This window comes from Porphyromonas crevioricanis, from assembly GCF_900476255.1.
GTDB lineage: Bacteria > Bacteroidota > Bacteroidia > Bacteroidales > Porphyromonadaceae > Porphyromonas > Porphyromonas crevioricanis.
Genome location: NZ_LS483447.1, coordinates 456,286 through 469,912, shown reverse-complemented (window position 1 = coordinate 469,912; position 13,627 = coordinate 456,286). Strand labels below are relative to the sequence as shown.

8 protein-coding genes and 1 pseudogene are annotated in these 13,627 nt (G+C 43.2%); 2 read left to right on the top strand and 7 right to left on the bottom strand.

Annotated elements, in window-relative coordinates; translation table 11 throughout:
- Positions 1 to 4 precede the first annotated feature (4 nt).
- From mnmG to DQN70_RS02155, 4 genes are all read right to left on the bottom strand, one after another.
- Positions 5 to 1,894 carry a tRNA uridine-5-carboxymethylaminomethyl(34) synthesis enzyme MnmG gene (gene mnmG / locus DQN70_RS02170; RefSeq protein ID WP_023938160.1) on the bottom strand — a complete coding sequence of 630 codons (1,890 nt, stop codon included), beginning with the start codon at positions 1,892 to 1,894 and terminating at the stop codon, positions 5 to 7.
- Between the two features lie 134 nt (positions 1,895 to 2,028).
- Positions 2,029 to 2,625 (bottom strand): hypothetical protein, encoded by a 597-nt coding sequence (locus tag DQN70_RS02165; RefSeq protein WP_145980592.1) that lies wholly within the window; start codon positions 2,623 to 2,625, stop codon positions 2,029 to 2,031.
- A 26-nt stretch (positions 2,626 to 2,651) separates the two neighbouring features.
- Positions 2,652 to 2,948 carry a hypothetical protein gene (locus tag DQN70_RS02160; RefSeq protein ID WP_023940608.1) on the bottom strand — a complete coding sequence of 99 codons (297 nt, stop codon included), beginning with the start codon at positions 2,946 to 2,948 and terminating at the stop codon, positions 2,652 to 2,654.
- Between the two features lie 1,145 nt (positions 2,949 to 4,093).
- Positions 4,094 to 5,020 carry a hydrogen peroxide-inducible genes activator gene (locus DQN70_RS02155; RefSeq protein WP_023940610.1) on the bottom strand — a complete coding sequence of 309 codons (927 nt, stop codon included), beginning with the start codon at positions 5,018 to 5,020 and terminating at the stop codon, positions 4,094 to 4,096.
- Between the two features lie 270 nt (positions 5,021 to 5,290).
- On the opposite strand from DQN70_RS02155, the gene DQN70_RS02150 reads away from it, so the two are divergent.
- Both DQN70_RS02150 and DQN70_RS02145 read left to right on the top strand, forming a co-directional pair.
- Positions 5,291 to 6,652 (top strand): PhoH family protein, encoded by a 1,362-nt coding sequence (locus tag DQN70_RS02150; protein WP_023938151.1) that lies wholly within the window; start codon positions 5,291 to 5,293, stop codon positions 6,650 to 6,652.
- A gap of 68 nt (positions 6,653 to 6,720) precedes the next feature.
- Positions 6,721 to 7,098: a hypothetical protein gene (locus DQN70_RS02145; protein ID WP_036889922.1), complete on the top strand. Its 378-nt coding sequence runs from the start codon at positions 6,721 to 6,723 to the stop codon at positions 7,096 to 7,098.
- Positions 7,099 to 7,340: 242 nt separating this feature from the next.
- On the opposite strand, the pseudogene DQN70_RS02140 reads toward DQN70_RS02145, so the two are convergent.
- The 3 genes and pseudogenes from DQN70_RS02140 to DQN70_RS02125 all read right to left on the bottom strand — a co-directional run.
- Positions 7,341 to 8,342: pseudogene (locus DQN70_RS02140) on the bottom strand (NAD(P)H-dependent flavin oxidoreductase); the annotation flags it as partial.
- 308 nt (positions 8,343 to 8,650) lie between these two features.
- Positions 8,651 to 11,233 (bottom strand): TonB-dependent receptor, encoded by a 2,583-nt coding sequence (locus tag DQN70_RS02135; protein ID WP_023940615.1) that lies wholly within the window; start codon positions 11,231 to 11,233, stop codon positions 8,651 to 8,653.
- Between the two features lie 412 nt (positions 11,234 to 11,645).
- Positions 11,646 to 13,598: a DUF6562 domain-containing protein gene (locus DQN70_RS02125; RefSeq protein WP_023940619.1), complete on the bottom strand. Its 1,953-nt coding sequence runs from the start codon at positions 13,596 to 13,598 to the stop codon at positions 11,646 to 11,648.
- Positions 13,599 to 13,627: the final 29 nt, after the last annotated feature.

Below are 13,627 nucleotides of genomic sequence, written 5' to 3'. Positions count from 1 at the left end.
TTTCTTATCTGCCACAAAGGACAAGCAAAATACTTATATCATGAGGCGAAATCCCCGGAATACGTGCCGCTTGTCCTATCGAAACAGGCCGTATTCTGCTGAGCTTTTGTCTGGCTTCGGTGGATAGTTGGAGCAGCTCTTCGTAGTTAATATGCTTGGGTATACGCACCTCTTCCAGTCGGTAAAGTTTCTCGGCTTGTTTTTTCTCTCGCTCTATATATCCACCATATTTGATAAGAATCTCTACCGATTCGCATACCTCTTCTTTCATCTTCCCAAGCTGTTCTATTCGTGTCAAGAAAGGGGGTATTTGCACAGCCAAGGTGAGCATATTCAGACGAGGACGGAGAATTAAATCCTTCAGTTTTGTCTTTTGCCGAATAGGAGTATCTCCTATCTGCTCTAAAAAAGGATTGATATTTTCGGGTAATACAGAGAAAGTTTCGGAGAAGCGAATTAGCTCATTCCTTAGCTTGTTCTTTTTGCCAAATCGTTGCTCTCTCAATTCCGAAGCCAGACCTAATTCGATAGCTTTGGGAGTAAGACGCATATCGGCATTATCCTGCCTTAGCAAAATACGATGCTCCGCTCTGGAGGTAAACATACGATAAGGCTCATCCACTCCCTTGGTCACCAAATCATCTATCAACACACCTATGTAGGCCTCATCACGATGCAATATGAATTCTTTTTTGGCCAAATCATTTCTGAGATGTGCATTGATACCAGCTACCATACCTTGCCCGGCAGCTTCTTCGTACCCTGTAGTCCCATTGATCTGTCCAGCAAAGAAAAGTCCCTCTATGAGCATTGTCTCGAGAGTAGGCTTGAGCTGTGTCGGATCGAAAAAATCATATTCTATGGCATAACCCGGTCTAAAGAACCGCACATCACGCAATGCCGGTATGGCCCTCATCGCCTCCAGTTGTACTTCGGGTGGAAGAGAAGAGGAGAAACCATTGACATAGTATTCCGTTGTTTTCTCTCCTTCCGGCTCCAAAAACAACTGGTGAGAAAGCTTATCTGCAAAGGAGACTATCTTCGTCTCAATACTGGGGCAATATCGGGGCCCTATACTTTGTATTTGACCATTATACAGAGGGGAGCGATCCAATGCCTGACGCAAAATATCGTGAGACTCCTCATTGGTATAGGTAATATAGCAGGGGAGTTGCTGCAATTTGGGATGTTCTGTATCAAGGAAAGAAAAGCGATGAAAGTCCTGTTCTCCCTCCTGTTTATCACATTCATCGAAGTGAATGCTGCGAGCATCTATCCTAGCAGGAGTCCCTGTTTTCATCCGATCGGTACGAAAACCTAAATCGGAGAGTTGCTGGGTTAGTCCAATAGAAGCTGGCTCAGATATCCGACCTCCGGGTATCTGTATCTCTCCAAAGTGCATCAGCCCTCCCAAAAAAGTTCCCACAGTCAGGATAACATTAGGAGCCTCAAAGAGCATCCCAAGCAAAGTCCGTACACCGGTCACCTTTTCTCCATCAAGGATCAATTCTTTTACTTCATCCTGATAGATCTCCAAGTTAGCCTGTTGCTCCAATTCCTGTCTCCAAGCTTCGGAGAAACGCATTCGATCATTTTGCGAACGAGGACTCCACATAGCCGGTCCTTTGGAGCGGTTCAGCATACGAAATTGTATGGCTGTACGATCTGTGATAAGTCCCATTCTGCCTCCAAGAGCATCTATCTCTCTGACAATCTGTCCCTTAGCTATTCCTCCTACAGCCGGATTACAAGACATCTGGGCTATCCTATTCATATCCAATGTGATAAGTAGCACCTGTGAACCCAAGTTGGCAGCAGCCGTAGCAGCTTCACAACCGGCATGACCAGCTCCCACCACTATCACATCATATTTTTTGTTTTGCGTGTATAGCATAATTTATTTCTGTTCAGGAAGAAGATTATCCGGATATGGTTGTAATCCTCCCCTCATAGGGTATAGAGTATCACTCCCTGACTTATATTATATATCTCGAGAATAAATATTCTGTTTTGTATGGACCTTGGGGATCATTCATATTGGCCATATTTATCGATCCAATTCCTACGGGCAATAATGTTTTTGATAGCCATTGTCAACCCTAAACCCCCAATCAGGGTACCAAAAATAAAGAGTAAAAATGGTAGTAACCAATTGGCAGAAAAACGATCTATCTTCTCTCCGATGAAAAATTCTCCTCGCGAATTTCCTTCCATTTTGGCACAGAAGGTAACAGTTCCACCCGGCGCCGTGAAGGAGGCTGTAGGAACAAATTTTGTCACCAATTGTCCATCAAGAGGAATATCTCTTTTACCGTTTAGTTTGGTAAGGGGTACTTCCTTGCCTTCGGTATCTCTTACCTCATACGAATAGTCGTTGCGATGGATCGAAAAGAAGTCTGTATAGATAAATGTCTTTTCGTCTTTTTGGGTCTGTATATCTATTTTTTCGTCCGAGAAAGTTCTGACAACTTTTGCATCCTTGGGGGTCGAATTGATTTTCCCGATTGTCATAAAACCGAGGACATACATGGCAGGAATTGCTGACAAGATGATAAGCAAACCTACGAACGTCAATAGCCGAGATGGATGCTTGGGAATATCCATATTGTCTCTTATTATTTCCATTGTGTCTTCTTTCGAAATTATGTTCTTCATTCCTTGAATTCTCCATAAACCATCAACAGGATTATGAAGGAGAAAACAATACTCATGAAAAGAACTACCTTTTCCAATCTGAGGCCAGCAACAGTATTCTTAACTCCATTTCTGTTCAGAAATTTGGCCAGAAAATAGTTTACGACAGAGAGGACAACATGTGTCAAAAGCACAAGAAGTACTTGAGTTTTGAATGGTAACGAACTAACAAATGGGAGCTTACCAACCAATAATATCCCTCCGAAATAAACGACCAATACCAAGATTATTCCCGGTCCTGTAAATGGAATCATGCCAAAATCTTCTATTGTTTCTATCGTTCTACAAATACTGCTTTATAATATCATCAGGTAGGGTAGTACATATTGCACACACCTCGGCCTTGACTCTTCATGAAAGCTCAGAATATTTATGGTAAGCCAAATCTTCAGGCTTGTATTTGACAGCATCGTCTGACCTCTATTTGTGATCCGAACTTTCATTTTGGGCAGAAAGATACTCACTTTCATATACAGGAGACCTCGTTAAAACTCGCTACAACACAGCTCAAATACGAATTCTTCAAATATTATACTTGATTTCAGTGAATGATGAATTCCGAGCAAAGGCTAAATTGCCAGTGTAATCCTTTTGAAGAATCTGAGTCGATAGGTGTAAACCTAAAACAGAAGTAAGAAAAGAGTGTGTAAACAGCTAATAAACCCAAGCACACCTACTGTCATCTTTTTTCAGTACACGTCAATCTCAGTGATGCCCGGAAAATCGCTCTCGAAAAGCGGAGAGCTGTAATCCGACATCCGATAAGAAAAATAGACATGTGGATAAGTTGTGAATAAGTTGTGCTTAAATGGTCGAAAAAAACACGCTAAGTTTTTTGGTGTTTTCAGAGATTCATATATCATCAAAAACAAATGAAATATGCAATACAGAAGGTCAAAAACTTATTATTTTGTTTTGCTCAATTTATAGACAAGGGAGAATATAGATACATATCGAGCCTGAAAGTAAAACGAAGATCTGGGCTTGTCAAAAACTAATGACTTCTCCGATCAATAAAGGATATATACCTGTTGGAAACCTGTCTACAACTCTGTCTATATTCATTTAATAATCCCACTTTATTCAGTAGATTATTCACGTATAAAAAGGGAAACAAATAGAGTTATAAACACTTTGCACAGACATTCTTATTATTGATTAGACCAATTAAAATCCTTCCTATATATACATAAAGAATAGAAAGAAAAAGACCATAAGGGATAGCTGCGGTGATTCTAATTATCTCCCGCAGACTTGATGTCTTTTTGGTAGTTCTCTGATTTAGTCTTTAGAGACCATTGTGTGATGCGACATTCCGCACATCTCAATAAAAGATCATTTCAGTGATCTTTTAGGGGACTGTGTAGTGAGGTCTCTCTGGGAAGGATTCCCATTTTATTCAGACGAGTTGTTGTCCGGTCTTTAATTCGTGCATCGACTTTGGAACCGATGCGCGAAGCATCCGCTCTATTTCTCCTAATATTCGTTTGCGTACAAAATCTTCACGATAGCAGAGTCGTATCTCTCTGGTTGGTTTTGGGATGGTAAAGGGGCGTACCAGTTTGCTTTGTTCGGGGGAGAGCCTATCCAGTGCCAATTCTGGGATAAAGGTCATACCAGCACCACTCTCTACCATGTGCATGAATGTAGAGAGGCTGCCATTGGTATAGTTTCGAGATTTATTGATAAAACTTTTAAGCTGACAGAAGCGTACCAGTTGATCTCGGAAACAATGTCCTTCATCCAGTAGCCAGAGTCTACTGCCATCGACCTCGGTGCTGCGTATGGTTGGTGAGTTGTATAGAGGTTCTTGCTCTGATACATAACCGAAAAATTCCTCGTAATACAGGAGTGTATCGTCCAATCCCTCGGTTTTGGCTTTGCTGGCTATGATTGCTACATCTATTTCGTTGTCCATGAGTCCACTCAAGCATTGGGAAGTTTTTCTTTCCGAGATCTCAAAACTTACTTTGGGAAGTGCTTTGAAGAGTGATTGACCTAATCTGGGTAGCAGGAAAGGTGCAATTGTAGGTAATATGGCAATCCGTAGATTTCCGTGTAGACTATCTTGTTCTTCTGCTATTAGGTCAGTTATTTTTGAAGCTTCTCTTAGCACAATAGAAGCCTGAGCTATGACTTTTTTGCCTATCGGAGTGGGTTGTATACCTCCTCTGTTGCGGTCGAAAAGTTTGACTTCAAGTTCACTCTCCAATTTCTGTATCATAGCACTCAGGGTTGGTTGTGTCACATCGCAGTCAATTGCAGCCTTGGCAAAATGTCTGTTTCTCTCCAGTGCAAGTATGTATTCGAGTTGTTGGAGTGTCATTGTATTTTTATTTCTATTCGTTTTAGCTGTTGAGGAACTTACAGAGTTTGGTCGGTGAAATTTTGTTCTCACGCTCTAACTCACACAACCTCAAAGTTAATAAATAAAAAGGAGTGGATGTTAAACATACTTATTCTCTTATATTCCCAGCTTGTTTATTTAGTTCAATAGTCATAACTTAGCACGGAGGGAATTTCATGAGAGTTGGAATTTTTTTTGATTACCGACTCATTGATGTTTCCGCTAATGGAAAAGTAATTTTATACCAAAATGGCAGCCAGAAGAATTAACAAGAGTCCGAAAAGAAATGGGAGCAAGAAGATCTTCGTACTCGATACTAATGTGATATTGCATGATTACGACTCAATAGACAAGTTCGAGGAGAATGATATCTATATCCCTATTGTTGTGCTTGAGGAGTTGGATAAGTTCAAACGAGGATCTGAGCAGATCAATTTCAATGCTCGTCAGTTTGTACGCAAGCTCGATGAGTTGAGCGATCAGGATTTGTTTGCTTCCGGAGTGTCGTTGGGTGAGGGACGTGGCCGTCTTTTTGTATATGTCCGGGGACAAAAGGATGAGAGAGTAACTCAGGCTTTTCGTGAGAACATCCCTGATCACCGTATTTTATCCATTACTTTTTCGATAGCTGAGGAGCATCCGGAAGTGCCCACTATTTTGGTTACCAAGGATGTTAATCTGCGCATGAAGGCCAAATCCTTGGGTATAGTGGCTGAAGACTATATAAGCGACAAGGTGGAGAATGTAGATCATTTTGCATTGAAAGAAGTGGTCTATGAGGGAGTATCCGGCGAATTGATTGATAGGATTTATGCTACGCCAAGGGGAATTCCTGTGCAGAATTGGGAAATGGGAGAAAAGTTGGAGCCCAATCACTGTTTTTTGATGAAGAGCGAACGTAATAGCGTATTGGCTCGATACAATCCTTTTACTGATTGTATAGAACAAATAGAGAAGCACCCGGTGATGGGAGTACAACCACGTAATGCCGAACAGGCTTTTGCTTTGGAGATACTCAAAGATCCGGATATTAAGCTGGTAGGCCTGTCGGGTAAGGCTGGTACGGGTAAAACACTTTTGGCTCTGGCTGCTGCCCTTGATCAGGCCGATGAGTACGAGCAAGTACTTTTGGCACGTCCTATCGTTTCTCTGGCAAATAAAGATTTGGGTTTTTTACCCGGAGACGAGAAGGCCAAGGTTGCGCCTTATATGCAACCATTGTTCGACAATCTGAATGTGATCAAATTTCAACTCTCCAACAAGGCTTCCGAATTGCGCAAAATAGAGGATATGCAAAAGGAAAACAGGTTGGTAATAGAGGCTTTGGCTTTTATACGAGGTAGGAGTTTGGCCAAAACGATTTGTATCATAGACGAAGCACAAAATCTCACACCTCAGGAAGTTAAAACAATTATTACCAGAGCTGGGGAAGGTACTAAGATGATTTTCACCGGAGATGTACACCAGATAGATTCACCCTACCTGGATATGCAGAGTAATGGTTTGGCCTATATGATAGACAAAATGAAGGGGCAGAAACTGTTTGCTCATGTCAATCTTGTCAAGGGTGAGCGCAGTGAGTTGAGCGAATTGGCCTCCGATTTGCTCTGATCTTTTAGAGAGAAAATGGATAAAAAACCTGTTGTTAGTATTCACCTACAAATTGATTTTAATTACTTATGAGAAGATTTATCAGCACAGTCCTAATAGTAGCAGCTTGCTTCACGGTTAGTGTTGCATCGGCACAAAATCCACCAGTGGATAATCGTGCCATATTGGAGCAGAAAGGCAATGAAGTGCAGCAGAGAGAAAATATTGTGAAGCAGTTGCAAGAAGAATTGGACAAACTGGAGAAGGTAGAGAAAGCTGCTCGTTCTAAATACAAAGAGCATGAGGCAGCTATGAAGGAAGCACGTAAAGTCTACAAGAAGGCTATGAAAGATCGCAAGATTGCGGATAAGAATCTTGTCATTGCCAGAAAAAACCTCCAAGCAGCCAAAAAAGCACAGGAGTACCAGAAAAAACTCATGAAAGCAGAAAAGGAGATTAAGAATTGATTGGATATAATCTGAAACAGGATAGCGACTTTCTATTCAGTTTTTGGGTAGCTCTCTCGTATAGGTTCGGATCCTGAATAATAGGTAAATAACAGAGACTGCATACAGCAAATCCGAAAAAGGTTTGCTGTATGCAGTCTCTTATTTTTGGCATTGTAGACCTTTCTCGGGACTATTGCAAGATCCGGCAGAAAGGTTCTGAGAGAGAGTCGTGCAGCGATCTCTTCTTATGTGTGGAGTACTTACATGGGTCTCAAGCGAGGGGACAATCTCTTGACAACTGCCTCATAGGTGAGTTGTAGATCTTGCATGATATCTGCCACTGTTTCCGATTTGTTGATGTGCGACACTGCCTGACCTATTTCCAACATACCTTCATTGATTTGTCCTTCAAAAATTCCCATTTTTGCGCGCCCTTTCCCCATCATTTCCTGGAGTTGTTCCTTGCTAGCTCCATTGGCTTCTTCTGCAATTACAGAGCGACTGAATTCATTATCCAAGAGGCGAGTAGGGGAGACTTTTTTCAGGGTGAGCATGGTTGTTCCTTCTCCGCTGTTGCGACAGTATTCTTTGAAGGCTTCCGAAGCCGAACTTTCTTCGCTTAGAGCAAAGCGTGTCCCTATCTGTACGCCATCGGCACCCAAAGCCATTACAGCCGCTATGCTTCGTCCCAAAGCAATACCTCCGGCAGCTACTACGGGGATGTTCACAGCATTTACTACTTGTGGAATGAGACAGAGTGTAGTTGTTTCTTCTCGTCCGTTGTGTCCTCCGGCTTCAAATCCTTCGGCGATCACAGCGTCTACACCAGCTTCTTCACTCTTTTTGGCAAATTTGGCCGAGCTTACTACATGCAATACCTTGCTTCCTGCTTTGTGTAATTTGTCTGTCCACAATTTGGGACTTCCTGCCGAAGTTACTACCACAGGTACCTTGGAGGAGATAACGATATCCATGATTTCATCCAATTGAGGATACATCAGAGGGATATTCACTCCCCAAGTCTTGTTTGTTGCTTGTGCACATTGTTCTATGTGGTAGCGAAGCGTATCGGGGTGCATGGAGCCGGCTCCTATCAAGCCCAGCCCTCCATTATTACTTACAGCCGAAGCCAGTCGCCAGCCACTGCACCATACCATACCACCAGCAATTACTGGCAATTCAATGTTGAGAAGTCTACAAAGTCTATTCATATTCGGATTATTCTTGAGTATTTTCTTCTTGGCTACAACCTTATACAGTCGGTTGTCAAAGGTAACAAGTCATTTGAGACTGTTGCATAACATGGCACTTGCTGTGTTATTTTCGATATTCAGGCCTGATCATAACGACAAGTATACTCTCTGCATCCTCATCTCAATGCTTTTGAGATTACTGCACTCTGCAAAGTCAACAAAACGGCAACTAAAACTTGTCATTTTAGAATCTATACGAGGGGATTCCATTTGAGAATATTGCAGAACAAAGCCATCTCAACTCACCCCTTTTGGAGAGTTAAAACGACTTTGTCAGATTGAGAAAAAGATTTGTTGTTTATGGATTCAAACGATTATCAGAAACTCAGTTTTAAGCCTAATGTAGCTCGGCGCGGTTGCATGGGTCCATAAACATAGGTGGATGCCCGACCCGGCCCCATATCACTGTCTTCTTGGTAACTGTTGAGAATGTTCTGAACACCTATGCTTAGTTCCATTTCGGTAGAAGAAGTCAGATCGAATACATATCCGGCCTGTATATCCAGGTCGAAGAAAGCTTTGGCACGCTGCAGTTTACCAAATCCTTGAGCCAAACCACGATAACGTTGTCCTTCATGGATAAAGTCAAAAGAACCATCGGGTGCGACATCTCCTACCGGTTTGTTGTCAATTATAGCCTTGCCTTCCTTTGCCGTTACGCCTTCGTAGGCTTCTCTTTTTACATCCATAGGACCGGTGTAGGTAGCAGAGAGGTTCACAAAGCTATGGTGAGAGGGTCGCAGAGTAGCTACCATGTAGCCATAAATGTTGGGTGTTTTGTCGAAATTCCTCGTCTTGACTTCTTGCTGACCTGTTTCAGAGTCGGCTTCAAAAACCACATGATCCATACCATAGCGACTGCGTTGCAGGGTTAATCCCAATTGCAAGTCGAACAACCGGCTGTAGGCCAATCTTGCTTCTAAATTTGCTCCGAATACCTTAGAAACTCCTTCGGTTTGGTTTCGTACTTCTACTATGTTGGCATCGGTATCAGTTGGTCCGGCCTCGAATTTATTTGAGATGAACGTGGCAAAGCCTTCTATCATCACATTGTATTGCCAAGAACCAAAATGTCCGTAGTAGTCTATCGAACCGCTGATTGATCGGGAGCGTTCTTCTTTCAGGTCTTTGCTCAAGACACGACTGATCGGCTGCCCACCTAATAGCTCTACGTGCATTTCTTCATCGAAGAATTGTGGAGCTCTGAATCCTTCGCTATACGAGAGACGCATTGCCATATCCGAAATCGGGTTGTACCGCAAGTTCGCTCTGGGGCTGAAGATAAACAGCGGATCGATTTTTCGTTTCCCTTTTTCGTAGAGATAGGTCAGGTCAAAGCGTCCACCGGCCAACGCAGAGAATTTATCAGTGCGAAATTCTACTTGGTCGTATTGCCCCCATACAATGCTTTTCTGGTCGATAGGCTCCGGCCTGTATACACTTTTGTCATCAAGTTGGTTGATCGAGTTTTCCAATCCGGAAGTCAGGTACCAGTCGCTTTCTCCGAACCGATGCACGAGCATTGCTCCACTCTGGGCAGTCAAATCTTGTGTGGTACCATAGCTGTTGAGTGCTGTTTTGGCATCATTGGCTGCTGATTTACGTCCCTCATCATCGCTGGAAGGATCTATAATGAGGTCTATCAATGCATCGGTTGTATCTCCTCCACCATAGTAGGAGCGTCGTTGGATGTGTTGAGCCGAAGCATAGAGAGAGAGTTGAGTCCGTCCTTCTGCAAAACCTTGATCGAAGCGTAAGCCTCCACCGTTGATATAGTGCTGCAAATATTCGGCTATACGAGCTTGAAAAGGAGGCATATCCAATCTGTCTCCACCACGGCGATATTCTTGCATACTGTGATATTCGAGAGAAAGTTTGCCATACAATCCGGTTTTGAGGTAGGAGCGCAATCCGAGCGAGCGGTTTCTTAGGTTTGGCAATTCGGTAAAGTCATCGCCATCGTAGTCGTGCCCCGGGCGATAGTTGTGCTGACCGAATACCATGAGGGCGGCACGTCTGTCTTCCGTGACAACCGAAGCATTGAATGAGGTTACGTTCTGCACCGAACTTTTGTTTTTTCCAGTCAATAAAATAGACTGATGCGATACTTCTCCGCTATTGCGAGCAGGCTCTCTAGTGATGATGTTTATGACACCCCCTACGGCTCCGGAACCGTAGAGAGCTGATCCACCTCCACGCACGACCTCAACTCGCTCGATCATATTGGCAGGTATTTGTTCTAACCCATAAACGCCAGCCAAGGCACTGAATATAGGTCGACCATCTATAAGGATCTGCGAATAAGCTCCTTCGAGTCCATTGATACGTACTTGGTTGAAGCCACAGTTTTGGCAGTTATCCTCTATGCGCAAGCCGGGTTGGAAGCGCAAACCCTGACTGAGTGTGGAAGACGAAGTCTTGGAAAACATTTCCGGTGATAGCACAGTAACCAGAGATGGAGCTACTCGCCTCAGTGTTTGGCTGCGACTTGAGGTTACGACTACACCATCCAGTTCGATGGCTTCCTCTTGCATATAGATATCTATGTGCTGGCTGCTTCCTTCCTGACTACTTATTTGATAAGTCGAAGAGGCATAACCCACCTGACGAGCAATCAGGCGAAAACTCCCGAGCGGAATATCCTTTATGGAGAAATTGCCGGCCGCATCGGATGTCGTACCGAGAGTTGTTCCGTCTACGACAACTTGTACGTAGGGTAGCGGTTGATGGGTCTTCTTGTCCAAAACAGTCCCGGTGACAGATACTTTCACGGGCTTTGTAGTGGCAGTGTCCGTAAACATTCCTACTGCCGGCTCTGTAGCTTGAACGAGGGTTGTTGTAAATAAGGAGACGGAGCCAAGAAAAAGAACTCCGAATAGATAAGAGGGTAATTTGTTCATACTATTGTGGTTTTAATATTAGGTTTTCTTAGATAATTGGGAACCTTCGGATTCTTCATTAAGAATCTTTCATAAGTTCTATTCACAGTTTTGGTTAATGCAGTAAAACACATCTGCCTCTCTTTTGTTCTGCACAAAGACAGATGAGTTGGCCGATCGGATTCGCACGAAAGTAAATAAAGAGTTGTAATTCAATACAAAAGCCCCCTAATAATGCCTATATATGGGGATTTTGACCTTTTTGTAACCATTGTTTGTAGGGAGTCGTTTCTCTCGGAGAAATATGGATGTAATACTGTAAGAACTTTATTTGCGCAACCTCAAAACGATAGTTTGCTTGGGTGGGGTATACAGAAAGAGCTGCCCCTTTTCATAGGGACAGCTCTTTCTGCTTTGACTAAGAATTCGAGAATTAAGGGGTTACCGTGATTTGGTCTGCCTGGTCTTCGCAGCTGCCATAAAGAGGGTGAACCGGAGCATAATTGCTTATGAGTTCGCCTAATTCATTTATGTAGGTTACCACTGTAGGAGCTGTACAGCCTTCAAACTTAGTCCCTGATCCATGTTTGATTTTTCCTACAAAACCGGAACGATCCTGGAAGTCTGTTGTTCCCATTCTTATGGTTATGTAGTCGGTCTTACAGTTCTTAATTGTGATGCCACGACCGCCCAATATTTCGCCAATGAGCCCACCAACTTCTCCCTTGATGTCACCGCTTACGAAATAAGCATCTGTTACCGAACAGTTTTGGATGGTATGAGTACCTGTGCCCAACCAACCTAATAAACCTCCTATGTTCTGCACCGTTTTGCCTTTGGAAGCTCTCACCACAATGTGTTTAACATGTACATTGTCGAACTCTGCCATGACACTATAGTTAGCTCCAGCATAGCCTACACACCCTGCAAAATACGCATGTTCATCACTGTGATCTACCGGCCCTGATGCGTTGTTGTGTATAGCATCGTCGGCACGACCATTTATGGTGATATTTTCAAAAGTCACATTTTTCATTGTACCTGTGAACTTTGCCCAGATGCCGGTATATGCCTTTACATTGGGTTTGTAGTTGTCATCCACATATTTGCTGTTGATCGAAACATTTTTAATCGTGTATCCTTTCCCGTCGAAAGTATAACTCCCAGCATCCACAATAGGAACCCAATCTACTCCGCTCATGTCAATGTCATTGTCGAGTACAACTGTCTTACCGGCAAGTTCAGCTTCATGACCCGGAAGCCACGCAAACTCTGCACGAGTCTTGATCGTATAGGTTTTTGTGGCATCGTCATAAGAAGGGGCAACAGGAATGATAGTGCTTGTTTCCCACCATTCTTCTGCTACATTCCATTCGTTGGCGAAGTGTTCGTCAATAGAGATATTGAAGGTAGCGTTATGGGTTAAGAGGTTACCTGTGATGGTAGTCAGCCAATTGCGTTGGATAGGAACATTAGTCTTGAAGTCATGTGCAGCGATAGGGGTTGTGCCATCAAAGGCTTCAAATTTCAGGTGGATAGGAGTTTGATTGCTCAAATCGGTCATTAGATAATCCACAACAAGAGTACGGTTGTTGGTACTCAGATCGTAGTTGAGAGCATATTCTTTCTGATCCTTATTGATAGAGCCTGTGTAGAACATTGTCTCTGTTGCCGGGAGTTCATCACTTTCCGATACACCTGTCACGGCATTGATGTTCTTGAATCGCTTACAGCCGTAGTAGGTTATCTTGAAGTTATCGGCCTTCTCCAGATTGTGCAGAGCCCAGTCTGTCGTTATAGCACGCAACTTGGCAAAGGGACGTTTCAAGACAAGTGACTGATTCACACCGGAGTTTTCTACTTCGAACTTTTGAGTAACGAAATAGGCATCACGACTTTCATCATTCAAGAGAGCCACTTTTGTGGGTTGAGTGTAAGTGATAGTTGTAAAGTCCGTGGTGTTGTAGTGCAAGTCTTCTTCCGAGCCTTGCTCCACAAAATCCGCCCAAACAACGGCCTTGTAGGTACGGTTTGGAGTAAGACGCAGCGAGTAAGTCACAGGTTCATATTTATCTACTACCTTCTTGATGGGAGCCACGGCGATAGGAGTGTCGGATCCATCTACACGGTAGATAGCAAGCTGATAACGGAGGTCGTATTTGCTCATATCTACATTGGTAATACCCCCAGCAGCACTGTTGCTCTTATCGCCATAAAGGGCAGAGCGTGTGTTGCTGATCTCACCAGTGGTAGGAAGACTGAGCGTAAAGGTTACATTACTCTCCTGCGAACCGTTTACAGCTTGATTATTCATCTCAATATTTTCGGTCTGACAAGCAGTGAAGAGAAGAGATAAGCTGCTTAGATATATTGCTAATCTTTTCATTATTGTCTTTGATTTATAGTACTGAATAT